The sequence below is a fragment of the Streptomyces phaeofaciens genome, assembly GCF_014648915.1.
GTDB lineage: Bacteria > Actinomycetota > Actinomycetes > Streptomycetales > Streptomycetaceae > Streptomyces > Streptomyces phaeofaciens.
This window is the reverse complement of the sequence record NZ_BMSA01000002.1, coordinates 383256-406215: the sequence shown is the minus strand read 5'-3', so window position 1 is coordinate 406215 and position 22960 is coordinate 383256. Positions and strand designations below refer to the sequence as shown.

The window sequence follows — 22960 nt, the reverse complement described above, 5'->3', positions numbered from 1 at the left end:
CCAGTCAGGGGGTGAGGGCGCGGTCCACCAGCGGGCCCGCGGCGCCGGGATATCCGGTCGGGTCGCACAGGGCGGCCAGGTCGGCGAGGCCGAGCCGGCCGGTGAGTTCGGGCAGGGCGGCGAGCACCTCCGCGAGCGGGCGGCCGGTCTCGGCGGCGGTGGCGGACGCGGCGGACAGCAGGTCCTTCGCGGCGGCCTTGCCGACGTGCGGCGCCAGCCGCGCGGCGACCCGCTCGGAGACCAGCCGGCTGCCGGTGAGGTCGAGGTTGGCGCGCATCCGGTCGGGCCGTACCTCGAGGCCCTCGGTGAGCTCCACGGCGGTGCGGGCGGCGCCGCCGGCCAGCCGAAGGCACTCGCGCAGCGGCAGCCACTCCGCGTGCCAGACGCCCGCCGACCGCTCCTCCTCGGTGACCAGGCACTGGGTCAGGGCGGCGGCGAACGCCGGCACCTGGAGGGCCGCGGCACGGATCAGGGTGGACAGGACCGGGTTGCGTTTGTGCGGCATGGCCGAGGAGCCGCCGCGTCCGGCGACCGCGGCCTCGGCGACCTCCGCCACCTCGGTCCGGGCCAGGGACTGCACGTCCACGGCGAGCCGGCCCAGCGCCCCGGTGGTGAAGGCCAGGGCCGCGGCCAGGTCGGCGAGCGGGGTGCGCAGGGCGTGCCAGGGCAGCACGGGCACGGCGAGCCCGGTCTCCTCGGCGAACGCCTCCACCAGCCGCTGGTGGTAGCCGTCGTCGGCGGGGCCCGCGGCGCCGTCCACGCGGGCGTACTCCAGGTAGCCGGCGAGGGTGCCGGCGGCGCCGCCGAGGGACACCGGGAGGCCGCCGTCGAGGACCCGGTCGACGCGGCGGACGGCGTCCCTGAGCAGCTCGCGCCAGCCGGCCGCCTTCAGGCCGAAGGTGGTGGGGACCGCCTGGAGACCCAGGGTGCGGCCCGCCATCGGGGTGTCGCGATGGGCGCGGGCCAGCGCGCCGAGGGCGGTGACCGAGCGTTCCAGGTCGGCGCGGACGATCCGCAGGGCGCGGGCGGCCACCAGCATGGCGCCGGTGTCGAAGACGTCCTGGCTGGTGGAGCCGCGGTGCACGTAGTCGGCGGCGGCCGGGTCGAGCGCGGCGACCTCCCGGGTGAACGCCCGGACCAGGCCGACCACCGGGTTGGCGGTCTCCCGGGAGTCGACGGCGAGGGCGCGGACGTCGAGCGAACAGGACGCGGCGGCCCGGGAGATGACGTCCGCGGCCTCCTTCGGGACGGCCCCGAGCCGGGCCTGCGCCCGGGCCAGCGCGGCCTCCGCCTCCAGCATCGCCCGCACCCACGCGTCGTCGGCGACGGCCGCCTCGACGGGGGTGCCGGCCCGCACGGGCGAGAGCAGTCCGGTGTCGGCGGCGGCGCGGGGGGCGGTCCCTCCCGGGGCGGTCACACGATCACCCCGAGCAGGTCCGTGTCGTCGGCGGCCGGGCGTACCTCGCTCGGGACCCGGGTGGCCGGGGGCAGGCCCAGGACGGCGCGGGCGATGGCGTCGGAGTCGCCGAGGGTGACGGAGTCGACGCCGGGGCGGATGCCGGCCGCGGTCACCCAGTGCACGGCCTCGGTGGGCACGCCGAAGGCGAAGCGGCGCGGGTGGGAGCGGCCGCGCGAGTCCAGCAGGTGGTAGGGCCGTTCGCTGACGGCGAGGCCGCCGGTCTCGTAACTGGTGCCGCACTCGCCCTCGATGCGGTACGGCACCGCCTGCTCGGTGGCGAGGAGGTGCCGCAGCAGCGGGTCCTCGGTGCGGCGCAGGTCGGGTTCGGGCAGCCGGGCCTCGATCAGCGCACGGGCGCGGACGGCCGGCCCGGGCACCTCCCCGGACTCGGCGACGAAGCAGGGCTGGGCGGCGTCGAAGCGGATCTCGGTGCCGGGGCCGGTGAGTTCGAGGAGGCCCGCCTCGATCAGGGCGATCATCTCCTCGATCCGGGAGGCGGGCGGGCCGATGGAGAGGAAGGCGTTGAGCGGGGTGTACCAGCCCTCCAGGTCGTCGCGGTAGGAGTTCCCCTCCAGGCCGCCGTGGTCGACGGCGAGCCGGATCTCGTTGCGCAGGTCGCGCAGGACGTCGAGGGCGGCCTTGAGGGGGCCGTCGGCGTTGCCGGCCCGGGCGGCCTCGACATCGCGCCGCAGATGGCCGAGGAGCCAGGCGCGGAACTCGTCGCGGTCGGCGAACCGGGTGCGGCCCAGCGGCGCGGAGATCCGTTGCCAGTCCCAGCGGTCCTCGGGCCGGATCTCGTACGCGTCCAGCAGCGCGGCCGCCCGGACGGCGTCGCCGCCGACCTCCAGGTAGCGCTCGGTGAGGGCCTCGGTCTCGGTGTCGCCGGCGCCGCGGGACCTGAGGAGGGTGGCGTAGTAGACGCTCTCGACCTCCCGGCGGATCAGCGGCCACAGGTCCTCGGTGAACCGCATCCGGGCGCCGGCCGCCGAGCGGGCGCGCAGCTCCGCGATGCGGTCGGCGGTCAGCAGCCGGGGGAAGTAGCGGCCGTGCGCGCCCTTCTGGTTCTCGCCCCGGGCGTGGTACGGCACTCCGCGCCGCGAGCTGGCGTACATCCGGGGCTCGCGGCCGGAGGGACGGTAGACGAGGCGGCCGTCGTCGTCGCGGACGAAGGTGCCGCCCCGGCTGTGCGTGAACAGGGCCATGTAGTCGAAGAAGTTGAGCCCGAGCCCGCGCAGCAGCACCGGGGTGCCCGGTTCGATCGCGTCGAGGTCGACGTCGGCCGGGTTGGAGGGGGTGATGTAGGTCAGGTAGTGGATGCGGGCCAGGGCGGCGGTGCGTTCCTGGCGCGGGGTCAGCTTGGCGGGCACATGGCCCAGGGCCAGCACGATCGCGTCGAGGTCGTTGAGCCGGGTGCCGTCGGCGAGGCGGACGCCCTGGGGGCCGCCGGTGACGCCGTGGGTGTCGGCCATGGCGACGGCCCGGGACCGGTGGACATGGACCCGGACGTGGTCCGGGGCGCCGGCCACGATCCGCCGGAAGCTGTCGTTGAGGTAGTGGCCGTAGAACGCCCTGGTCGGGTAGGTGTCGGGGCCCAGCCGACGGGCCTCGGCGAGGGTGGCCTCGTCGTGCTCGCCGCCCTCGGTGCCGAGCAGTGCCAGCTGCCGGGCCCACTCGTACAGGCTCGGACCCTCCTCGATGGGGCCCGGGATCCGGGCGCTCGGGTCGGTGAAGACGGTGACCTGTGAGGCGACCGTGTTCATCAGCAGGTGGCGGGACTGGTCCGTGCGCCACACCCCGCCGGCGCCGGGGGCGGCGGGGTCGACGACATGGACGAGGACGGAGGCTCCGGACGGGCTGTGCCGCTCGTTGGCGCACACCCGCTCCAGGACGGACAGTCCGCGCGGTCCGCCGCCGACAATGCAGACCTCCACGCACCTGCTGCTCATGAACTCTCCCCATGCGGCCGGTATTTTTCCGGGATCATCGCAGCGGGGGTCGGGAGCGGGTCAATCAATGCCGGGCCAGTCCGTCAGGTTCTCCGGCGACCTCGCGTGAGTGCGGTAATCCGCGCCGAGGACCTGACGCATTCCGCCGAATTCCCGGGGCGCCCGGGAGAACGGGCACCATGCTGCGAACCATGCGTGCTGCCTTTGTCGAGCAACTCGGTTCCCCCGACGAGATCCGCGTCGCCGAACTGCCCGCTCCCCGCCCGGGCCCGACCGACGTCCTGGTCGAGGTCACCGCCACGACCGTCAACCCCGTCGACACGTTCGTACGGTCCGGGGTGTTCCGTACGCCGGTGCCGATGCCGCTGGTGCTGAGCCGGGACCTGGTGGGGACGGTGGTCGAGGCCGGTCCGGGCGCGGCGGGCCTGCGGCCGGGCGATGCGGTGTGGAGCAACAGCCTCGGACACGAGGGCCGGCAGGGCGCCGCGGCGGAACTGGCCGTGGTCGCCCGCGACCGGCTCTACCGGCTGCCGCCGGGGGTGGACCCGGAGACGGCGGTGGCCGTGCTGCACCCCGGGGGCACCGCGTACCTGGCGCTGTTCACCCACGCCCGGCTGCTGCCCGGCGAGACGGTGTTCGTGGCCGGGGCCGCGGGGAACGTGGGCGCGGCACTGACCGTCATGGCGGTGGACGCCGGCGCCCGGGTGGTGGCGACCGCGTCGGCGCGCGACGCGCAGTACGTGCGCTCGCTCGGTGCCGCCGAGGTGTTCGACTACCGGGATCCGGCGCTCGGCGAGCGGCTGCGGGCCGCCTGTCCGGCCGGGATCGACGTGCATGTCGACTCGGCCGGGACCAACGACCTCACCGAGGCGGTCGCCCTGCTCGCCCCGCGCGGCCGGATCGTGCTGCTGGCCGGTGTCACGGCCCGGCCGGTGCTGCCGGTGGGGCCGTTCTACATGAAGGACGCCTCGATACTCGGCTTCGTCATCTCGCACGCGAGCACGGCCGAACTCGCCGCCGCCGCGGGCACGGTGAACCGGCTGCTGGCGGCGGGCCGCCTCGCGCCGCGCCACACCGAACGCGTCCCGCTGTCCGCCCTGCCCGAGGCGCACCGCCGGATGGAGAAGGGCGATCTGCGCGGCAGACGCCTGATCGTCCGCCCGGACCTGGACGCGCCGTCGCCGTCGCGGGTCGCCGGGCACTGAACCCCCTACCGGCGGCCGCCCGTACGGACCCGGCGGCCCGCCCCGGCAGCGCCGGCCCGTCGAACGCGGGCCGTGTCCCCTGGAGCGCTGAGAGGAGTGCGATGTCACACATAGTGGTAGTCGGCGGGGGGATCGGCGGGCTGGCCGTCACCCTGGGTCTCGCCCGGCGCGGGCACCGGGTCACGGTGCTGGAGCGCCGCGGGGAGTTCACCGAGCTGGGGGCCGGCATCCAATTGGCGCCGAACGCCTTCCACGCCCTGGACCGGCTCGGGGTGGGCGAGGCGGTGCGCGAGCGGGCCGTGTTCATCGACGAGCTGCGGCTCTTCGACGGCACCACCGGCGAACGCATCAACGCCATGCCGCTGAGCGAGGCCTACCGGCGGCGCTACGGCAACCCGTACGCGGTGGTGCACCGCACCGACCTCTACCGGCCGCTGCTGGAGGCCTGCCGGCCGCTGGCCAACGTGGAGCTGCTCACCGGCTGCCAGGTCACCGGGTACGAGCAGGACGCGACGGGCGCCACGGTCGTCCTCGCGCCGGGCGATCTGCGGCTGACCGCGGACGCGGTGCTGGGCGCCGACGGGCTGCGCTCCGCCGTCCGCGCCCAGCTGGTCGGCGACGGCGAGCCACGGGTGTCCGGGCACACCATCTACCGGTCGGTGATCCCGATGGAGCGGGTCCCCGAGGAGCTGCGGTCCAACGCGGTGTCCCTGTGGGCGGGCCCCAAGTGGCACTTCGTGCACTACCCGATCAGCGGCGGGCGGGCGCTGAACCTGGCGGCGACCCGGGACGACGGCGCCACCGAGGCGGTCACCGGGGTGCCCGCCGGCCGCGCCGGGGTGCTGGAGGAGTTCCCGGGGCTGAGCCCGAGGGCGCGGGCGCTGCTGGAGCTGGGCGACGACTGGCACCGGTGGGTGCTGTGCGACCGGGATCCGGTGGAGCGCTGGGTGGACGGCCGGGTCGCGCTGCTCGGCGACGCGGCGCACCCGATGCTCCAGTACGCGGCGCAGGGCGCCTGCCAGGCGCTGGAGGACGCGGTGCTGATCGGCGATCTGCTCGGGGACGCGGGCGACGCGGGGGACCGCGCCGCCGATCCGATCCCGCGCGCGCTGACGGCGTACAACGAGCGGCGCGGGCCGCGTACCGCCAAGGCCCAGTGGGTGGCCCGGGAGATGGGCCGCCAGGTGTACCACCCGGACGGGGTGGCCGCGAAGGAACGGAATGTGGCGCTGTCGGCGCTGTCCAGCGAGGAACTCTACGAAAAGGTCGACTGGCTGCACGGTGCGCGTGATTACGCGCGGGTGTGAGAAACGCCTTTCCGCCCTTTCCGCTCCCCACGAGTTCGGCCGGCTCCGCCAGTTCCGCACGTTCGGCCAGTTCTGCCAGTTCGGCCATTGACGCCATTGACGCCATTTCGAGAAGAACCGAGGAGACGGGATTCCGGCATGAGTGACCTGACTGCCTACACGACCGAAGGTGTCACGACGTTCGAGGCGCGCGCCGAGACCTTCGTGGCGGCCTCTCCCGACAAGGTCTACGACACCGTCAGCGACCTCTCCCGCAGCGGCGAGTGGAGCGTGGAGTGCCGGGGCGGCACCTGGGTGGAGGGCGCGCCCCGCACGGTGGGCGCGATCTTCCGCGGCGAGAACACGCGCGGCACCGACACCGTCGCCTGGGCGCCGGTGATCCGGGGACCGTGGCAGACGGAGTCCGAGGTGGTGGAGGCCGTGCCCGGCAAGGTGTTCCGCTGGGTGGTCCTGGACAGTGCGCGCCGCCGCCAGGAGAGCACATGGTCGTTCGAGATCGAGCCCACGGCGGGCGGCTGCGTGCTGGTCCACCACTACCGGCTGGGCCGGCTCACCGAGGGCCTGTCGAAGATCTTCGCGGCGGGCCTGGACGAGGCCGGCCGCGAGCGCTTCGTCCGGGAGTGGAACGCCAAGCTCTCCCAGGACATACGGACCACCCTGGACCACCTGAAGTACGTACTCGAGAAGGACTGACCCGCAACCCCGGGTGTACGTCCGGGAGTGGTACCGCCACTCCCGGAGTACCCGAGGTGTCCTCCCCCGGCCGACGCGCGAGTCCCCCTCCCGGCCGGAAAGTAGGAGCGTGAACAGTCCGTTCACCGTTCCGGCGCCGACATCCCCCGCGGTGCGCGGGACCCCGCCGCCCTCTTGTGCCGTGTGCACGGGAGGGCGGCGTTTTCGTGCCCCGCCCTCCTCGCGGCGGCCCCGGGGCACAACCCTGGGTGTACCGCGCCGCCGCACCGCCACTCCCGGAGTAACGCAGGTGTCCTCCCCGGGCCGACGCGCGAGGACCCCTGCGGGCACGACGGTAGGGGGGTGGAATCACAGACCGTCGAACTGGCCCGCTGGCAGTTCGCCCTCACCGCGGGCGGCCACTTCCTCTTCGTATCCCTGACCCTCGGGCTGGCCACCGTGCTGGCCGTGCTCCAGACCCGTGCCACGCTGCGCGGCGGGCAGCCCGTCCATCTGCGCATGGTCCGCTTCTGGGGGCGGCTGTACGTCATCAACTACGCCGTGGGCATCGTCACGGGCCTCGTGATGGAGTTCCAGTTCGGCATGGCCTGGAGCGGGCTCGGCACCTACGCCGGGGACGTCTTCGGGTCGTCGCTGGCGCTGGAGACCGTGCTGGCCTTCTTCGTCGAGTCGACCTTCCTGGCGCTGTGGCTGCTGGGCTGGGGCCGGTTCAACAAGTGGGTGCACCTGGGCGTGCTGTGGGTGGTGACCCTCACCGCCTACCTGTCCGCGTACTGGGTGCTGGTGACCAACGGCTTCCTCAACCGCCCGGCGGGCCACGCGCGGGGCGCGGACGGCCGGCTCGTCCTGTCGGACACCTCGGCGATGCTCACCAACCCCAACGCGCTGCTGGCCTTCGGGCACATCCTGGGCGGCGCGCTGCTGACCGCGGCACTCTTCGTGGCCGGGGTCAGCGCCTACCACCTGCGCAGGGGCACCGCGGACGAGGACGGGCTGCTGCGCCGCTCGCTGCGGGTCGGCGTGTTCACCGCGCTGCCCGCGCTGCTGCTGACGGTGGCCTTCGGCGGGATCCAGTTCGGTGAGATCGAGGAGTGGCAGCCGCTGAAGGCCGCCGTCTTCAACGAGGACAACGCCGAGGTGGTGCGGCTCCAGGCGGAGATGGTGCGCGAGTTCGGCCCCGGGAACTACGTGCCGCCGGAGGCGCTGACCCGGGGCGCGGGCCTGCTGATGCTGATGGTGTTCGGCGTCCTGACGCTGGCCGTGCTGGTCTCGGTGGTCCTGGTGTCGGTACGGCGGTGGGCCGTGGGGGCCCGCCGCTGGCACCTGGTGCTGATGGCCCTGGTGCCGCTGCCGTTCGTCGCGATGACCGCCGGCTGGGTGTTCCGGGAGGCCGGCCGGCAGCCGTGGGTGGTCTACGGGCTGCTGCGCACCGAGGACGCCGTGTCCCACGTGACGGCCGGCCGGATGTGGCTGTCCCTGGCCGTCTTCGTGCCGCTGTTCGCGGTGCTGACCGTCGGCAACTGGTGGGTACTGCTGCGGGCCGTGCGGCAGGGGCCCGTCGAGCCGGAGCCGGAACGTGCCGAACCCACCGAACCCACCGCGGCCGTCGCGTACTGAGAGGCACCGTCCATGGAAACCCTTGCCGTCGCACTGCTCGGCTTCTTCTTCGTCGGATACGTCGTCCTGGGCGGCGCCGACCTCGGGCTCGGCATGCTCCTGCCCTACCTGGGCCGCAACCGTGAGGAGCGGCACCGCACGGTGTCCGCGATCTGGCCCCTGTTCCTGGCCAACGAGGTGTGGCTGGTGGCCGCGGCCGGGCTGTTCATCGGCGCCTTCCCGACCCTGGAGGGCGAGGTGTTCAGCGGGCTCATGGTCGTGTTCGTGCCGCTGCTCGCGGGCTGGATGATCCGGGACGCCGGGCTGTGGTGGCGGGCGGCGGGCAGCGGTCCGGCCGCCGACTGGCTGGTCTGCGGCGGCAGCTGGCTCGCGGCGGGCGGCTGGGGCTGGCTGATCGCGTCGCTGCTGAACGACTCCCCGACCGAGCCGACCTCCCTCGGGCTCGGCGCGGTGACCACGCTGTTCGTGCTGCTGCTGTTCCTCGCCCACGGCCTGGGCTTCGCGGCGCTGCGGCTGACCGGGACGCCGCTGGCGCGCGCCCTGCGGCTGACCGGGCGCGGCGGACGCGGCGGACGTCACTCGCTGCTGCTGACCTCGCTGGTGAGCGCCACGCTGGCGGTGCTGGCCGGGGCGCGGCTGCCGCTGAGCGAGCACGCGGCGAGCGACACGGCGCTGACGTTGATCGTCCCGCTCTCGCTGGCGGCGCTGCCGCTGCTGCTGGCGGCCCATCTGTGGCTGTGGCGGCTGGTGAGCCGGACCGGCTTCCGGCTCTCGTCGCTCTGACCCGCACCTCGTGCCCCGTACCTCGTATCCCGTCCCTGCCCCGCCCTGTCCACCCCCCTCCCCCCTCCCCCCCTCCACCCCCTGTGTCCCTGCGCACGGAACGTACGGAAGTGAGCCCAATGTCCCTCACCGAAAAGGATCCCCGCGCCCCGGAGACGGGCGCCCGGCCGCCCGCCCCGGGGGTGTTCGCCCGGGTGGCGCGCTTCTCGCACCGGCGCCGCTGGCTGGCCCTGACCCTCTGGGTGGTCGTCCTGGTCGGCGTCTGGGTTGCCGCGTCGGGCGGCGACGACTACCGCGAGAACTACTCGCTGCCCGGCACCGAGTCGCAGGCCGCCGCCGACCTGCTCAACCACAGCAGCAAGACCAAGACCGGCGACAGCCTCCAGATCGTCCTGCACGACGAGGACGGACTGCGCGGCGCCGACGTACGCCGGCGCGTCGACGGCATGCTGGCCGAGGTGGCGAAGCTGCCCAAGGTCACCCAGGTGCGCAGCCTGTACGAGGACGAGTCCGCGATCTCCCGGGACGGCACGATCGGTTACGCCACCGTCGTGCTGGACGTGACCTCGCCCAACATGCCCCGCGAGGACACCGAACGGATCCTGGAGACGGTGCAGGAGGTGGACGGGCAGGGGCTCCGGGCCGAACTCGGCGGCGGCGCCGCCCGCAAGCTGGCCACCGGCGAGGGCGGCTGGGGCGAGATGCTCGGCCTGGTCTTCGCGCTGGTCATCCTCGTCTTCATGTTCGGCACGCTGATCGCCGCCGGACTGCCCATCGTCACCGCCCTGTTCGCCGTCGGCTCCACCCTCGCGGTGATCGTGGTCGCCTCGCACCTGGTCACCATCGCCGACTACACGCCGTACGTGATGATGCTGGTCGGGCTCGGGGTCGGTATCGACTACGCGCTGCTGATCTTCGCCCGGTTCCGCAGTGAGCTGGTGCGGGGGGCCACGCCGGAGGAGGCGAACGTCAAGGCGCTGGACTCGGCCGGACGGACCGCGTTCTTCGCCGGCTCGACGGTCATCCTGGCGCTGCTCGGCCTGGTCGCCCTCGGACTCGGCTCGCTCCAGGGCATGGCCCTGTCGGTGGCGCTGACCGTCCTGGTCACCCTGCTCGCCTCGCTGACCCTGCTGCCCGCGCTGCTGGGCATCTTCGGCGACCGCTTCGCCCGTCAGTTCACCGCACGGGCCGCCAAGCGGGCCGCATCGAAGCGTCCCGAGGAGGGCGCGGGCTGGCGCCGGTTCGCCACCGGCGTGCAGCGCCGTCCGCTGGCCGTGCTGCTGGTCGCCGTGGTGGCGCTCGGGGCGCTCGCCTTCCCGGCGCTGAGCATGCGGCTCGGGTTCACGGACGCGGGCAACGACAAGACGGGTTCGACCAGCCGCGAGGCCTACGACCTGCTGTCGAAGGGGTTCGGCCCCGGCTTCAACGGCCCGCTGTACGTGGTCGTCGAGGGCGAGGACGGCGCCGAGGCGCCGGCCACCGCGGTCGCGGCGGCCCTGAACGACACCGAGGGGGTGGCGGCCGCCACCGGCCCGATCCCCACCGACGACCCGAACGTGGCCACGGTGATGGCGTTCCCGACGACCTCGCCGCAGGACGAGGGCACCTCCGAGCTCGTCGGCACGCTCCGCGACGACGTGCTGCCCGAGGTGGCGAAGGAGACCGGCGCCCGCTATCTGGTCGGTGGCGCCACGGCCGCCAGCGAGGACTACTCCGACAAGGTCGCCGCCCGGATGCCGGTCTTCATGGCGATCGTGGTCGGGCTGTCCCTGCTGCTGCTGATGGTGGTGTTCCGCTCGATCCTGATCCCGCTGAAGGCGGCCCTGCTGAACCTGCTGAGCATCGGGGCCGCGCTGGGCGCCATCACGCTGGTGTTCCAGCACGGGATGTTCGGCGTCGAGCCGGGGCCGATCGAGGCCTATCTGCCGGTCGTCATCTTCGCCATCGTCTTCGGTCTGTCCATGGACTACGAGATCTTCCTGGTCTCCCGGATCCAGGAGGAGTGGCACCGTGCCAAGGACCCGGCGGTCGCGGTCCGTGAGGGCCTCGGGCACACCGGGTCGGTCATCATCGCGGCCGGCGCCATCATGGTCGTGGTGTTCGGCTCGTTCATGCTGAGCCCGGAGCGGATGCTCCAGCAGATGGGCTTCGGCATGGCGGTGGCGATCTTCGTGGACGCGCTGGTCATCCGCTGTCTGATCGTGCCCGCGGTGATGCAGCTGCTCGGCCGCCGGGCCTGGTGGCTGCCGGCGCCGCTGGCCAAGGTCGTGCCCGGCATCCAGCTGGAGAAGCACTGACCTGACGCGACGGGCCCGGACCCCGGCGGCCGCCCCGCCACCGTGGTCCGGGCCCGTCCCGCGCGGTCAGTCGGCCTCCGTGCCCGGGGCCCCGGTGTCACGCAGCGACTTGCCGACCTTGTGCAGCCGCAGCGCCAGCTGGATCTCCAGCGCCGGGCCCGGCTGCTGCCAGTCGGGGCCGAGCAGCTGCGAGATGCGCTCCAGCCGGCGGGCCACCGTGTTGGGGTGGACCTGGAGCGCCTCGGCCGCGTAGGTGGGGCTGGCGCCGGCGTCGAAATAGGCCTCCAGGGTGGCGGCGAGGGTGGTGGAGCGCTGCTCGTCGTAGCTGATGACCGGGCCGAGGACCTGTTCGATGAAGGCGCCGATGTCCCGGTTGCCGCCCAGCAGCATGCCGACGAAGCCGAGTTCGTCGGCCATCGCGGGCGTCTCCATGCCCTCCTTGCCGAGGACGGTGAGGACGTCCAGGCAGACGACCGCCTCCCGGTAGGCGGCGAGCAGTTCCTTGGGTCCGCCGTGGGCGGCCGCCGCGCCCACCGGGACGGGCCGGCCGAGGGTCTCGCCGAGCCTTTGCATGACGTCCCGGGCGGCCTCGCGGGCGTCGGAGTGCGGCAGCAGCAGCACCAGATGACCGTCGTGGAGCGTCTTGGCGCCCCCGCGGAGCCAGACGAACGTGGAGGCCCAGGTCGACACGCGCTGGCGGTCGCCGACCTGGACCCGGGTGACGATCACGGCGTGCCGGCTGCTCAGGTCCAGCCCGAGCCGCTGGAGCCGGCGCTGCCAGCGGCGGCTGGACGGCACCCCGTTGATCAGCTCCTCCAGCGCCTCGTCGCGGACCTTGCGGTCGGCGGATTCGGTGCTGCGGTTGAGCATGGCGAGGATGCCGGTCGCCTGGACGGCGTACTGGACGAGGGTGGGGTCGGGTTTGTGGCGGGGGTCGTGGCCGCACAGCACCAGCGCCCCCAGGTCCTCGTCCCCGGCGCGTACCGGGGCGACGGTGAGACCGTCGGCGGGCTGGACGGTGCGGTGTTCGGCGCGGGCGGTGAACACCGCCTCGGCCAGCTCCCGTTCGTCGCCCTCCCAGCGGCGGCCGGAGTGGGCGAGGATCTCGTCGTTCTCGTCGCGCAGCCACACCGAGCCGCCGAGCGCGGCGCCGACGGTGGCGGCGAAGGCGTCCAGGTCGACGCCCTGGAGGGCGAGTTCGACGAGTTCGCGGCCGCGGCCGGCGGTCTGCTCCCGGGTGCGTTCGCGGGCGCGCAGCCGGTCGACCTCCAGGGTGAGGTCGGAGATCCGGCCGTGGGTGTACTCCACGGCGCGCACCCATTTCATGGCGGCGGCGCCGTAGTCGGAGAGGGCGGACATCAGGGCGACCTCGTCGGCGGTGTAGGAGCGGGAGACCCGGTCCCCGCCGAAGACGACGCCGACCACGTTGTCTCCGACGCACAGCGGGACGGCGAGCACGGCGGTCAGGCCCTCGTCCATGACGACGGACTCGACCTCCTCGGAACGCTCCACCGCGTCGTCCCGGAGGTAGTCGGAGGTCCACACCGGGGTCCGGCCGACCGACTCGATCGCCCGCAGGCCCTCACGGGCCGGGATGCGGACCACCTCGTTGCGGTCGGAGATCGCCCCGTCGCTGGCCCGGATGCACACGGTGCCCTGTCCGTCGAGCAGCAGCGCCCAGGCCATGTCGAAGTGCAGCAGCAGCCGGGAGCGGCGGACGAGCGTGGTGAGCAGGGCGTCGAGGTCGTGCTGTTCGGTGAGGTCGCGGGCCGAGTCCATGAGGAGGGCCAGCTCGTTCTTGCGCCGGTCGAGGTCGGTCATCCACTGTTCGATGCCGAGGGCCAGTTCCTTGGCGCGCTCCAGTTCCCTCATCAGGCCGGGCGGCGCGCCGACGCGCCGCGCGTGCGCCGCCGGCTGGCTGAACGCGCCTCGTGGCGCTCGGGACGCCAGGAGTTCCAGATAGGTCAGGACACCACTCAGGGTGGCCGTGTCTTGAGACATCACGCTCCGAGCTGTGGGCAGGGGGCACGCTCTGCCGGCGTGTCGATCCGGCGCGGCAGGGCGCTGTCGGGTGGGGGACCGTGCGCGTCCGCCTGTCCGATTCACGGCGGAAGGAATGCGGATGGTGCGGGTGGCGGCCAGGCCGAAAGTCGTCTCGCCGCGGCGGTGTGGGGGGCGGGGCCTGAACTGCTGTTGTCCTCCGTCACGTCCCGGTCAATCCCAAGGATGTCCATGGACGTCATTAGCTCTTCTTCGGACAGTCGCGATCAAGCGACTCCTGGTAATTGTCCGAAACTGTCGGCTCGGGCCCGCTCCGTCCGGGACCGCACCCTGGGGGAGGTACGGGCGGCGGCGCGGAGCGGTCCCTGAGCACTCAGGTTTCCTGCGGCCGGGCCATCCGGGGCAGCGAGATCATCAGCACGGTCATGACGAGAAACAGTCCCGCCGAGTAGAGCAGTCCCCGGCCGAAGGAGCGGGAGAAGGTCTCGGCCCGCACCTCGGGGACGCTCTCGGCGAGGACCGCCGCCGCCGTGCTTGCCTCCTCGGCGGTGACGCCCGGGGGTGTGCTGCGGCAGCTCTCGGGCACGACGGCCGGATCGGACTCGCCGAGCCGGTCCTCGGTGCAGGCCCGGAAGCCCGCCAGGACGTCGTCCTGGACACCGCGGTCGGCGAGGCCGGCCGCCGCCAGCTCCTGGCGCACCGTCGGCTCCACCGCGTCGACGCCCTTGCCGGACTGACCGGGCATCGCGCCCAGGAAGACGACGGCGACCATCGCGATGCCGATCGACAGGCCCAGCTGGCCCGAGGTGTTGAGGACACCGGAGGCGGATCCCGCGTCCTTGTGCGGTACGTCGGTGAGGGCGAAGTCGACCACGGGGGCGACCACCGCTCCCATCCCGAGGCCGAAGACGAACAGCGGTCCGGCCATCAGCCAGGAGCTGATGTCGGTGCCGTAGTGGTCGCTGACGGCCACGAACAGCAGGGCGCCGGTGACGAGCAGGACGCCGCCCGCGAAGAGGACCTTGCGGCCGTACTTCGGGGTCAGCTTGTCGCCCGCCATACCGGCCGTGATCATCAGGCCGAGGAACATGGGGAGCGCGGTGAGTCCGGCCCGCATGGCCGACCAGCCGAGCCCCGTCTGCATGTAGAGGGACCACATCAGGAAGAAGGTGCCGTAGGCGATGCTGTAGAGCAGGTTGACGCCGAAGCCGCCGGCGAAGCTCCGGGTGCGGAACAGGCTCAGCGCGATCAGCGGGGTCCCGCCGCGGGCGATCACCCGGCGCTCGTGGGCGACGAACAGCAGCAGTACGGCGACGGAGCCGGCCATCATCGCGAACGACCAGGCGGGCCAGCCCAGTTCGCGGCCCTGGGTGAGCGGATAGACCAGCATCAGCACGCTGGCGGTGGCCAGCACGACACCCACCAGGTCCAGGCGGGGCTTATCGGGGGCGCGGGACTCACGGACGTAGAGGACGCCGGCGATGAAGGTGACGATCCCGACGGGGATGTTCACCAGGAAGATCGGGCGCCACTGGAGGCCGAACAGGTCGGCGCTGACCAGGACGCCGCCGACGACCGGGCCGAGCACGAGGGCGAGTCCCGCGACACCTCCGTAGGTGCCGAGGACCTTGCCGCGCTCCTCCTTCGGGAAGGTGACGTGGATGATCGACAGGACCTGGGGGATCATCAGGGCCGCGGCGGCGCCCTGGACGGCGCGGGCCACGATCAGCAGGGCGGGTCCGGGGGTGAGCCCGCAGACCAGCGAGGCGACGGTGAAGGCACCGAGGCCCAGTAACAGCATGCGCTTGCGGCCGTAGATGTCGCCGAGCCGGCCGCCGGTGATCAGCAGGGCGGCGAAGGCGAGCGAGTACCCGGCGGTGATCCAGGCGATGGCGGAGTAGCTGGCGTCGATGTCCTGCTGGATGCTCGGGATCGCGACGTTGACGATCGTGACGTCGAGCAGGTCCATGAACGCGGCGAAGAGAATCACGGCAAGCGCGTACCAGCGCTTGGGGTCGGGAGGAGGGGTCGAGCCCGCCTCCGGCACCTCCTCCTCCTGGGAGGTGTCCTCGGCGGACTTGTCGGTGGGGACGGTCATCGCAGCTTCCCAGCCCTTCCTCGGATCGTGTAGCCTCACTCTTAAAGCATCTCAGGGAGAGAATATCTCGAAAACAAAGATATAAGGAAAGTAAGGTGAGGCTTGCGCCGTGTCAACCGAGAACATTGAGCCGACGGGCCCCAGCAGCTACCACGAGGGCATCGGCAAGCACACGGGGGACGCGGAGCGCGACGAGGTGTTGAAGCAGGCGATGGTCGCGGGCCGTGAGCTCGGCCTGGCCTTCCTGTCCCTCAACGCAGCGGCGGCCCGCGCGCTGAACATGCATCCCACGGACGCGTGGATCCTGTCCTACCTCCAGAGCGTGCCGCCGGACGTGCCCACCACTCCCGGTGACATCGCCCGGGTCACCGATCTGACCACGGGTGCCGTCACCGGCGTCGTCGACCGCCTGGAGGCGGCCGGCTACGTCAGCCGCGAGCGCGATCCGCACGACCGGCGCAAGGTCGTCATCAAGCCCGCGGAGAAGAGCAAGAAGGTCGCCGAGGTCTTCCGTCCGACCCTGGACGACTCGATAGACCACGGCCTGGCGTACACCACCGAGGAACTCCTCACGGTGATCCGCTACCTGCGTGAGGGCAAGGAGATCACGGACCGGACCACGGCCCGCCTCCGCGAGATGTGACGGGCCCCGGCCCGCCGCGCTCCCCACGCCCACAGCCGCCGGGCCCCCTGTTCCCAGGGGGCCCGGCGGCTGTCGTCGTCGGCGTGCCCTCAGCAGGCCTCCGCCATCATCCCGTCGGACAGCGAGCCCAGCACCGAGACCGCGTGGGCCGCGGACGCCAGGGTGACATGGCGGTTCCAGCCGCCGTAGGAGCGGCCGATGAAGTCACGGATGCCCAGCCGGTCGGCGGTGTTGCGGAAGTCGTGCTCGACGCGCCGGGTGAGCCGGGTCAGCCGTACGAGCGCGTGCAGCCGGGCCTCCGTCATGTCGGTCAGCCAGAACTCCGTGGGCCACTGCCGGCGCCCCTCCCCCACGCCCAGCAGGGTGAGTTCGCCCGGCCCGGTGACCTGCTGGACGACCCGTGAGGGCCGCACCCGGACCAGGGCCGCCAGCTGCACCGCCCGGCCGGCGTCCGCGCCCGCGCCGGCCGGCAGCACCGGCCTCACCCGGTCCCGGGCCGAGGTCATGATCTGCGCCGCCTGGAGGACGTCCGGCTTGCGGCCGCGCAGCGCCGGGTCCGTCACGGTCAGCTGGAGCGAACCGGAGACCCGGGCCAGGAAGGACGTACCGGACGCCCGGAACCGCGAGATGGCGGACGCCAGGTCCAGATGGCGGGCGTCCAGGACCACCGGCCGCGGCGGCAGACCCCAGCCGCGGGCCACCTCCACCGCCGCGCCGACCGCCGACTCCGCCGGGGACAGCTCCTCCACGTCCTCGGGGATCGACGCCTGACGGCGCCGGGAGCGGTCGTTGAGCCACGCGGCGGACAGGTGCAGCCGCCAGTTCACCGGCGCGCTCAGCTCCTCGGTGGCGAACCAGACCCCGGTCGCCTGCTGGGCGTTGACGAGCTGGCCCATCTCGGAGACGTAACTCCGGTCCACCCCGACGGAGTTCTCGCCGGCCTTCGGGATGACCATCGGCCGCACCACGTACGCCAGCGGCGAGGCCTGCTCGGCCAGGTGCCGGGCGAGGGACCAGCGCACCGGCATCCAGTCCCAGGTGGAGTTGCACACGAAGTGGTGCAGGCTCTGCTCGGTCGCCGAACCGCCCAGCAGGACGGCCATGTTGCGGATCGAGCGACGGCCCTGCGCGCCGAGCAGGCCGCGCAGGTAGTCGACGCCCTTGCTGCGCTGGTCGCTGCGGCGTAAGGAGGCGAACAGCGCGGCGCTGAGTTCGTCGAACACCCGGTCGTCCCAGGTGTGCGGGCATCCCCGGCTGCGGTTCTCGGTGAACCGTCCGGCCGGTATCTGACCAACAGCATTCATGTGTTCCCCCGTTGACGTCGGACGAGTGTGGTGGAGACGGAAGGAGAGACGGAGCGATGCGCCACGCCTGACCGGCGGCCTTCGAACTCCTGGCGGCATCTGCCCTCGGGGCGAGCCACCGTGCCCTTTACGCCACCACAGTGCCCTTTCCGCCGTCGCGGGCCAAGGTTGAGAGGCCACCCTCTGACCGGCCGGACGTGAGGGTGACCACCTCCTTCCGCTTTCGTGCTTCCGTTCGAGTCCGGGGAGGCGTCCGGTCCGGACGCCGGGGGCCGCGCGGGTGGTGGCCGGGCAACCCAGGAAGCCTCGGTTCCGCCCGTCGCGCGGGTGCCGGACGACCACAGCCCGCCAGGAGGACGGCAGGGCTCCCGGTCGGGACGGGCTGGTGAGCGGGGTGGGGCCGGACACGGCGAGGGCCGGGCCACCGCACACCGCCGGGTGGGGTTCCCGCCACACACCGGCCGTACGACGACGCGCACCGGCCACCCACCCGGCCACGGGGACACGGCGCGCGCCGGCCGCGCGGGGACACGGCGCGCACCGGCCGCTCGCCGGCCATACGCGGACCGTACGCCGAACGCCCGGCCGTGCGGCCCACGAGGGGCTGCGCGGCCGGGCGTTCGGCGGCGAGCGGACGGTGGCGCTCGCATGGTCAGGACAGGGTGACCACCCGGGCCTGCGCCGCGGACGCGAACAGCGCGTCCATCACCCGGGCCTGCTCCAGCGCGTCGGCCCGCCCGTACGGCGGCTCGGCGGAGGAACGGACCGCCCGTGACACGTCGTCGAACTGCATCCGGGAGACGGCGTACGGCTCGTCGCAGCGGTGGACCCCCTCGGGGTCGACCGCCAGGTACTCGCTGACCGGGTCGGCGTGCGGCGGCGGCCCCTGGGTCTGGAGTTCGAGCCGGGAGATGTCGCGGCTGAACCACGGGTCGTCCAGGACCAGCCGCCCGGTGGTGCCGACGATGTGCAGGGTGTCGCCGCGGCACACCTCCTGCCCGACCTCGAACTGGGCCAGGACGTCGTTCGGCAGCCGCAGCTGGGCGGAGAAGTTGAAGTCGGCCCCGCCGTCGCGGCGCACCTCCTCCCCGTACACCCGCTCGGGGGTGCCGCCGAAGAGCCGTATCGCGGCGAGGGTGAAGGCGCCCAGGTCGAGCAGGCCGCCGCCGCCCAGGGCCCGGTCCCGGCGGAAGTAGTCCGGCGGCAGGCTGGCCGTGCAGGCGGCGTAGAGGTACCGCAGGTCGCCGATGCGCCCCTCGTCGACCAGCCGCTTGGCCAGCAGGGTCCGCGGATGGTGGCGGAAGAAGACGCCCTCCACGCAGAGCCGGCCGGCCTCCTCGGCGGCGTCGAAGACCCGCTCGGCGTCCGCCGCGCTCAGGGCCAGCGGCTTCTCCACCACGACGTGCTTGCCGGCCCGCAGGGCGCGGATCGCCCACTCGGCGTGGTCGACCGGGTGGAGCGCCACGAAGACGGCCTCCACCTCGTCGTCGGCCAGCAGTTCCTCGTACGAGCCGTGCGCCCGGGCCAGGCCGTGGTTGTCGGCGTACTTGCGGGCCTGTTCGGCGTCGTCGTGCGCGACGGCGACGAACTCGGTCGTGCGGGAGGCGGCGTTGGCGCGCATCGCGACGTCGGCGTAGCCGCCCGTGACGAGGAGCCCCCATCGCACCTTGCTGCTCATGAGATGTGTGTCCCTTCCGGTGTCAGACGCCCTGGCTCGCCCGCGGCAGGTCAGGCACCTCGGTCAGGGTGATCCCGAACCACTTCTCGAACTCCGCGATGAACTCGGCGTCGTCCGTCAGCTCCCGCGACTCCTTGCCGCCGTCGCGGTGCCGGGTGAGCACCCGGTTGAAGAGGGAGACCCGGCCGGTGTCGGTGACGATGGACGCCCACAGCTGGCCGGCGCTGCTGGCGTCCGGGGAGGTGGCGAAGTACCACATGAGGGGCTCGAAGTCCTCGAGGTCGCGCGGGTGGGTCTCCGCCCGCCAGCGCAGCACGCCGTCGTGGACCATCTCGATGTCGCCCTGCGGGGTGTGCACGAGCTGGTACTCGCCGTGCTCGTCCTTCTGCATCCCCCGCTCGGCGATCTTCAGCGGCCGGCGGCTGGCCCAGCGGAAGCCGACGTCCACCAGGTACGACTGGTCGAGTTCGACCCGCAGCACCAGATGGCCGTTGTGGACGCCGCGGAACGCGGAGTGGCCGTTGTGCAGCACGCGTCCGCCGAGCGGGACGACCCGGAATCCGAGGGACTTCAGCAGCAGCGCGAACGCCGAGTTCAGCTCGCCGCAGCCGCCGCCGCGGCGCCGTCGGACGATCTTGTCGAAGACGAACTCCTCGGTCATGCTCGGTATCTCGCGCTCGACGAAGGAGAGCGTCTCGAAGGGCACCGTCATGAGATGGCGTTCCTGGAGGTAACAGAGCGCCTCGTAGTCCGTTTTCTCGGGCCGGGTGGCCCCGATGCGTGCGAGATACGCGTCGACGTCGATGTCGGTCATTTCTCGTCCATCCTCGTGTGGGTTGCGGGCGCGGTTCACCAGCGCAGAAGAGTGAAGGCGTAGGTCAGTCCGGCCCCGAAGGCGATCATCAGCACGAGGTCGCCGGGGCGTACGGCGTCCTCGCGCACCGCCTGGTCCAGGGTGACCGGGATGGAGGCGGAGCCGGTGTTGCCGTAGACGGGTGCGGTGAGATGGGCGCGGGCCTGCTCCAGGCCGAGCATGCCGGTGAGGTGGGCCACCAGGTTCGCGTTCCCCTGGTGCATCACCACATGGGCGATCTCGGACTTCTCGACGCCGTTCTCCTTGAGGAAGTCGTCGAGCATGCCGGGCACGGCCTCCTGGAGCGCCGCGGAGACCGAGCGGCCGTCCATGTGGACGTAGTGCGCGCGGCCGTCGACGGTCTCGTGGGTGGCGGGGCGCCGGCTGCCGCCGGCCGGGATCGTGGCCAGCCCGGCGATGGAGCCGTCGCTGAGGAGTTTGGTGGCGAGGATCCGGGGGCGGCCCTCGGCGGCCGGTCCGAGGACGACGGCGCCGGCTCCGTCGCCCCACAGGACGACCGTGCGCCGGTCGGCCGGGTCGAGGAAGCGCGTGTAGGCGTCGGCGCCGATCACCAGGGCGTGTCCGGGAGTTCCGCCGGAGGATCCGAGGAGGAACTTCTCGGCCGTCGCGAGGCCGGTGAGGAAGCCGCTGCACGCGGCGTGCACGTCGAACGCGGCGGTGTTCGTGTCGCAGCCCAGCTGGTCCGCGACCTGGCAGGCCACGGCGGGTCCGAGGACGTCCGGGGTGGTGGTGCCGACGATGACGAGGGAGAGGTCGGCGGCCCGCAGCCCGGCCTTGGCCAGGGCCTGGCGTGCGGCCTCGGCCGCGAGGTCCGAGGTGGCCTGCTCCGCGCCCGCACGGCGGCGGGTGTGGATGCCGGTCTTGCGGACGATCCAGTCCTCCGTGACGCCCGCCGGGCCGGCGAGTTCCGCGTTGGTGATGACGTTCGGCGGGACGTACGAGCCGATGCTCGCGATGCCGACGGCGAGGCCGTCGCTCCGAGTTCCGTGATGGGTGCTCAACTGTCGCGTTCCTCCTCTGCGCGGACTCGCCCGAAGGGCCCGGGAGAGGTCCCGGCGAGCCGAAAGCCGCACGTGCGGGTCCCCAGCGACTGTGCCGGGGTCCGGGCGGAGGACAAAGGGCGGCCGTCCGACTCTGTCAGGTGAGGGAATGAAGACACCCACCAAGGAGCTTTTTGAGTGAGATGCTTGCTCACTAAGACATTCTGCGACTACGGTGCGGTCTACCGAGGCCGGCACCCAGGGCGGTGGCCGTCATGCCCGAAACGTTCCAGGAGACCCCATGAGCAGCCAAGACACGGAACTCGACAGCGTGGGCAAGCGCTTCCGCGACCAGCCGCCGGGGGCGGTCGACTTCACCGTCATGTTCCTGACCCATGACGCCCTGCTGCGCGATCTGCGCCGGTTAGAGGCGGCCGCCGCCGAGGGGCGGCACGGCGAGGAGGCCGTGCGCAACGGCTGGGACACCATCAAGCACGAGCTGCACATCCACCACGTCGGCGAGGACGAGGCGGTCTGGCCCCAGCTGCGGGAGAAGGTCACCGCCCCCGGGGAGCTGGCCACGCTGGACCTGATGGAGGCCGAGCACGGGCAGATCGACCCGCTCCAGGCCCGGGTGGACGCCGCGTTCACCACGGGCGGCGCGGAACTCCAGGCCGCGGTCAAGGAGTTCGCCGCCTCGCTGGCCCTGCACATGGAGCACGAGGAGGACCGGGCGCTGCCGCTGGTCGAGCACCACCTCGGCCCCGAGGGCTGGGCCAAGTACCACCAGTACATGATGGGCAGCCAGGGCATGGACGAGGTGGGCTTCTATCTCGCCTGGCTGCTCGACGACGCTCCCGACAGCGCCCGCACGAAGGTCCTCGGCATGCTTCCGCCGCCGGTGCAGGGCCTGTTCCAGCAGTCGTTCGAGCCCGCCTACCGGGCGGCACCGCGCTGGACCACGCCCACCGTCTGAGCCGCGGCGGCCTCTGGCGGCCGTCGCGCGCGCCCGGCCCAACCGGAAGGTGATGATGCCCCTCTCCATGGGCGAGGTCGTCGTCGCGGGGAGCGGCGTCGGCGGCCTCGCCGCGGCCCTGGCCGTGGCACGCCAGCGGCACTGGGTCACCGTGCTCAAGGAACGCGACCCCTTCGTGCCGCCGGACGCCGGGGTCCATCTGACACCCACCGCGCTGCGCGCCCTCGACCAGCTGGGGATCGGTCTGGACGCGCACCGGCGGGCCGTCACCGTGCACGAGGTGCACCTGGTCAACGGGGTGACCGGCCGGCCGATCTCCACCGTGCCGACCGACTCGCGCCACGGCAGGCCGCACGCCGTGGTGCACGGCGGCGATCTGTACGACCTGCTGCTGGAAGCCTGCGGAAACGATCCGGCAATCCGGATCCGCGAGGACACCGCGGTGGTCCACTACGAGCAGACGGACCAGCGCCTCACCGTGTTCCTCGGCACCGGCGAACGGCTCCGCGTCGACGCGCTGATCGGCGCCGACGGCGTCTGCTCGCCGGTCCGCCGGCAGCTGACCGGCCAGGCCGGACGGGTCTCGCCGTACGCCACGTTCCATACGGCCGTCCCCCGGGAGCGGGTGCCCGCACGGCTCCAGCCGCAGCTGTCGGCGCGCACCGCCGTCACCCTGTGGGAGGGACCGTCCTGGCAACTGGCCCACTACCCGTCCGGGGACCGGCGGGTGGGGATCACCGCCACCTGCGCGCACGACGCGCCCGCCCTGGTGCGCGGCACGCCCGCGACCGCCGCACAGGTCCTGGACCGGATGCCCCGGCTCGCCGAGGCGGCCCGGGAACTGGTCGGGCTCGGCACCGAGTGGCGGATGTGGGTGCCCTGCGACGGGGACCGGGACCCGCCCTGGTGCGACCGCCGGGTGGTACTCACCGGCGCGGCCGTCCGGCCCGCCTTCCAGCACTCCCTGCCGACCGCCTTCCAGGCCGTCGACGACGCGGTCCGGCTCGGCAACATGATGGACTGCGACCCGGCGGACTTCCCGCAGGCGTTCCGGTCCTACGCGGGGCGGCGGCACTGAGCGGCGGCACTGCGCCACGGC

17 protein-coding genes are annotated in these 22960 nt (G+C 72.9%); 9 read left to right on the top strand and 8 right to left on the bottom strand.

Translation table 11 applies throughout. The annotated features are described in order from the left end of the window. Window positions 1–4: 4 nt before the first annotated feature. Together IE275_RS05350 and IE275_RS05345 are read right to left on the bottom strand one after the other, a co-directional pair. A complete protein-coding gene (locus IE275_RS05350; protein WP_229870114.1) occupies window positions 5–1417 on the bottom strand; it encodes a nitrosuccinate lyase in 1413 nt (470 codons plus the stop codon). Next, entirely contained in the window at window positions 1414–3405 is a 1992-nt protein-coding gene (locus tag IE275_RS05345) for an FAD/NAD(P)-binding protein (protein ID WP_189708065.1), read from the bottom strand. The genes IE275_RS05350 and IE275_RS05345 overlap by 4 nt, the downstream gene beginning before the upstream one ends. Before the next feature lie 191 nt (window positions 3406–3596). Between IE275_RS05345 and IE275_RS05340 the strand changes: the two genes are divergently transcribed. The 6 genes from IE275_RS05340 to IE275_RS05315 all read left to right on the top strand — a co-directional run bounded on the left by IE275_RS05340 (window position 3597) and on the right by IE275_RS05315 (window position 11307). Next, complete coding sequence (locus IE275_RS05340) at window positions 3597–4610, top strand: NADPH:quinone reductase (protein WP_189708063.1); 1014 nt, start codon at window positions 3597–3599, stop codon at window positions 4608–4610. A gap of 101 nt (window positions 4611–4711) precedes the next feature. Next, on the top strand, window positions 4712–5917 hold the full coding sequence (locus tag IE275_RS05335) for a 3-hydroxybenzoate 6-monooxygenase (protein ID WP_189708061.1): 1206 nt from the start codon (window positions 4712–4714) through the stop codon (window positions 5915–5917). Window positions 5918–6055: 138 nt separating this feature from the next. Continuing rightward, window positions 6056–6610 carry an SRPBCC family protein gene (locus IE275_RS05330; RefSeq protein WP_189708059.1) on the top strand — a complete coding sequence of 185 codons (555 nt, stop codon included), beginning with the start codon at window positions 6056–6058 and terminating at the stop codon, window positions 6608–6610. A gap of 342 nt (window positions 6611–6952) precedes the next feature. Further along, entirely contained in the window at window positions 6953–8227 is a 1275-nt protein-coding gene (locus IE275_RS05325) for a cytochrome ubiquinol oxidase subunit I (RefSeq protein WP_189708057.1), read from the top strand. 12 nt (window positions 8228–8239) lie between these two features. Continuing rightward, window positions 8240–9010, top strand: a complete 771-nt coding sequence (locus tag IE275_RS05320; protein ID WP_189708055.1) for a cytochrome d ubiquinol oxidase subunit II — start codon at window positions 8240–8242, stop codon at window positions 9008–9010. 119 nt (window positions 9011–9129) lie between these two features. Continuing rightward, on the top strand, window positions 9130–11307 hold the full coding sequence (locus tag IE275_RS05315) for an MMPL family transporter (protein WP_189708053.1): 2178 nt from the start codon (window positions 9130–9132) through the stop codon (window positions 11305–11307). Window positions 11308–11373: 66 nt separating this feature from the next. Here IE275_RS05315 and IE275_RS05310 read toward each other — a convergent pair whose 3' ends face one another. Beyond that, window positions 11374–13308, bottom strand: a complete 1935-nt coding sequence (locus tag IE275_RS05310; protein WP_189708051.1) for a helix-turn-helix domain-containing protein — start codon at window positions 13306–13308, stop codon at window positions 11374–11376. A gap of 373 nt (window positions 13309–13681) precedes the next feature. Continuing rightward, window positions 13682–15406: an MFS transporter gene (locus IE275_RS05305; RefSeq protein ID WP_189708049.1), complete on the bottom strand. Its 1725-nt coding sequence runs from the start codon at window positions 15404–15406 to the stop codon at window positions 13682–13684. Window positions 15407–15515: 109 nt separating this feature from the next. Between IE275_RS05305 and IE275_RS05300 the strand changes: the two genes are divergently transcribed. Beyond that, entirely contained in the window at window positions 15516–16049 is a 534-nt protein-coding gene (locus IE275_RS05300) for a MarR family winged helix-turn-helix transcriptional regulator (protein WP_229870113.1), read from the top strand. An 89-nt stretch (window positions 16050–16138) separates the two neighbouring features. Here the strand turns inward: IE275_RS05300 and IE275_RS05295 are convergent, their stop codons facing one another. From IE275_RS05295 to IE275_RS05280, 4 genes are all read right to left on the bottom strand, one after another. Next, on the bottom strand, window positions 16139–17353 hold the full coding sequence (locus IE275_RS05295; RefSeq protein WP_229870112.1) for an IS701 family transposase: 1215 nt from the start codon (window positions 17351–17353) through the stop codon (window positions 16139–16141). A gap of 652 nt (window positions 17354–18005) precedes the next feature. Then, entirely contained in the window at window positions 18006–19031 is a 1026-nt protein-coding gene (locus tag IE275_RS05290) for a Gfo/Idh/MocA family protein (protein ID WP_189708047.1), read from the bottom strand. A gap of 22 nt (window positions 19032–19053) precedes the next feature. Further along, on the bottom strand, window positions 19054–19845 hold the full coding sequence (locus tag IE275_RS05285; protein WP_189708045.1) for an arylamine N-acetyltransferase family protein: 792 nt from the start codon (window positions 19843–19845) through the stop codon (window positions 19054–19056). A 35-nt stretch (window positions 19846–19880) separates the two neighbouring features. Then, window positions 19881–20906 carry a 3-oxoacyl-ACP synthase III family protein gene (locus IE275_RS05280; RefSeq protein ID WP_189708043.1) on the bottom strand — a complete coding sequence of 342 codons (1026 nt, stop codon included), beginning with the start codon at window positions 20904–20906 and terminating at the stop codon, window positions 19881–19883. A gap of 280 nt (window positions 20907–21186) precedes the next feature. Here IE275_RS05280 and IE275_RS05275 point away from each other — a divergent pair, with 280 nt between their 5' ends. Then, a complete protein-coding gene (locus tag IE275_RS05275) occupies window positions 21187–21861 on the top strand; it encodes a hemerythrin domain-containing protein (protein WP_189708041.1) in 675 nt (224 codons plus the stop codon). A 52-nt stretch (window positions 21862–21913) separates the two neighbouring features. After that, on the top strand, window positions 21914–22939 hold the full coding sequence (locus IE275_RS05270; RefSeq protein ID WP_189708039.1) for an FAD-dependent monooxygenase: 1026 nt from the start codon (window positions 21914–21916) through the stop codon (window positions 22937–22939). Window positions 22940–22960: the final 21 nt, after the last annotated feature.

Bases quoted from the DNA above. Each gene is read 5' to 3' on its own strand.
- IE275_RS05345 (WP_189708065.1), bottom strand. From the start codon at position 3,405: ATGAGCAGCAGGTGCGTGGAGGTCTGCATTGTCGGCGGCGGACCGCGC.
- IE275_RS05340 (WP_189708063.1), top strand. From the start codon at position 3,597: ATGCGTGCTGCCTTTGTCGAGCAACTCGGTTCCCCCGACGAGATCCGC.
- IE275_RS05335 (WP_189708061.1), top strand. From the start codon at position 4,712: ATGTCACACATAGTGGTAGTCGGCGGGGGGATCGGCGGGCTGGCCGTC.
- IE275_RS05330 (WP_189708059.1), top strand. From the start codon at position 6,056: ATGAGTGACCTGACTGCCTACACGACCGAAGGTGTCACGACGTTCGAG.
- IE275_RS05320 (WP_189708055.1), top strand. From the start codon at position 8,240: ATGGAAACCCTTGCCGTCGCACTGCTCGGCTTCTTCTTCGTCGGATAC.
- IE275_RS05315 (WP_189708053.1), top strand. From the start codon at position 9,130: ATGTCCCTCACCGAAAAGGATCCCCGCGCCCCGGAGACGGGCGCCCGG.
- IE275_RS05310 (WP_189708051.1), bottom strand. From the start codon at position 13,308: ATGTCTCAAGACACGGCCACCCTGAGTGGTGTCCTGACCTATCTGGAA.
- IE275_RS05305 (WP_189708049.1), bottom strand. From the start codon at position 15,406: ATGACCGTCCCCACCGACAAGTCCGCCGAGGACACCTCCCAGGAGGAG.
- IE275_RS05295 (WP_229870112.1), bottom strand. From the start codon at position 17,353: ATGAATGCTGTTGGTCAGATACCGGCCGGACGGTTCACCGAGAACCGC.
- IE275_RS05290 (WP_189708047.1), bottom strand. From the start codon at position 19,031: ATGAGCAGCAAGGTGCGATGGGGGCTCCTCGTCACGGGCGGCTACGCC.
- IE275_RS05285 (WP_189708045.1), bottom strand. From the start codon at position 19,845: ATGACCGACATCGACGTCGACGCGTATCTCGCACGCATCGGGGCCACC.
- IE275_RS05275 (WP_189708041.1), top strand. From the start codon at position 21,187: ATGAGCAGCCAAGACACGGAACTCGACAGCGTGGGCAAGCGCTTCCGC.
- IE275_RS05270 (WP_189708039.1), top strand. From the start codon at position 21,914: ATGATGCCCCTCTCCATGGGCGAGGTCGTCGTCGCGGGGAGCGGCGTC.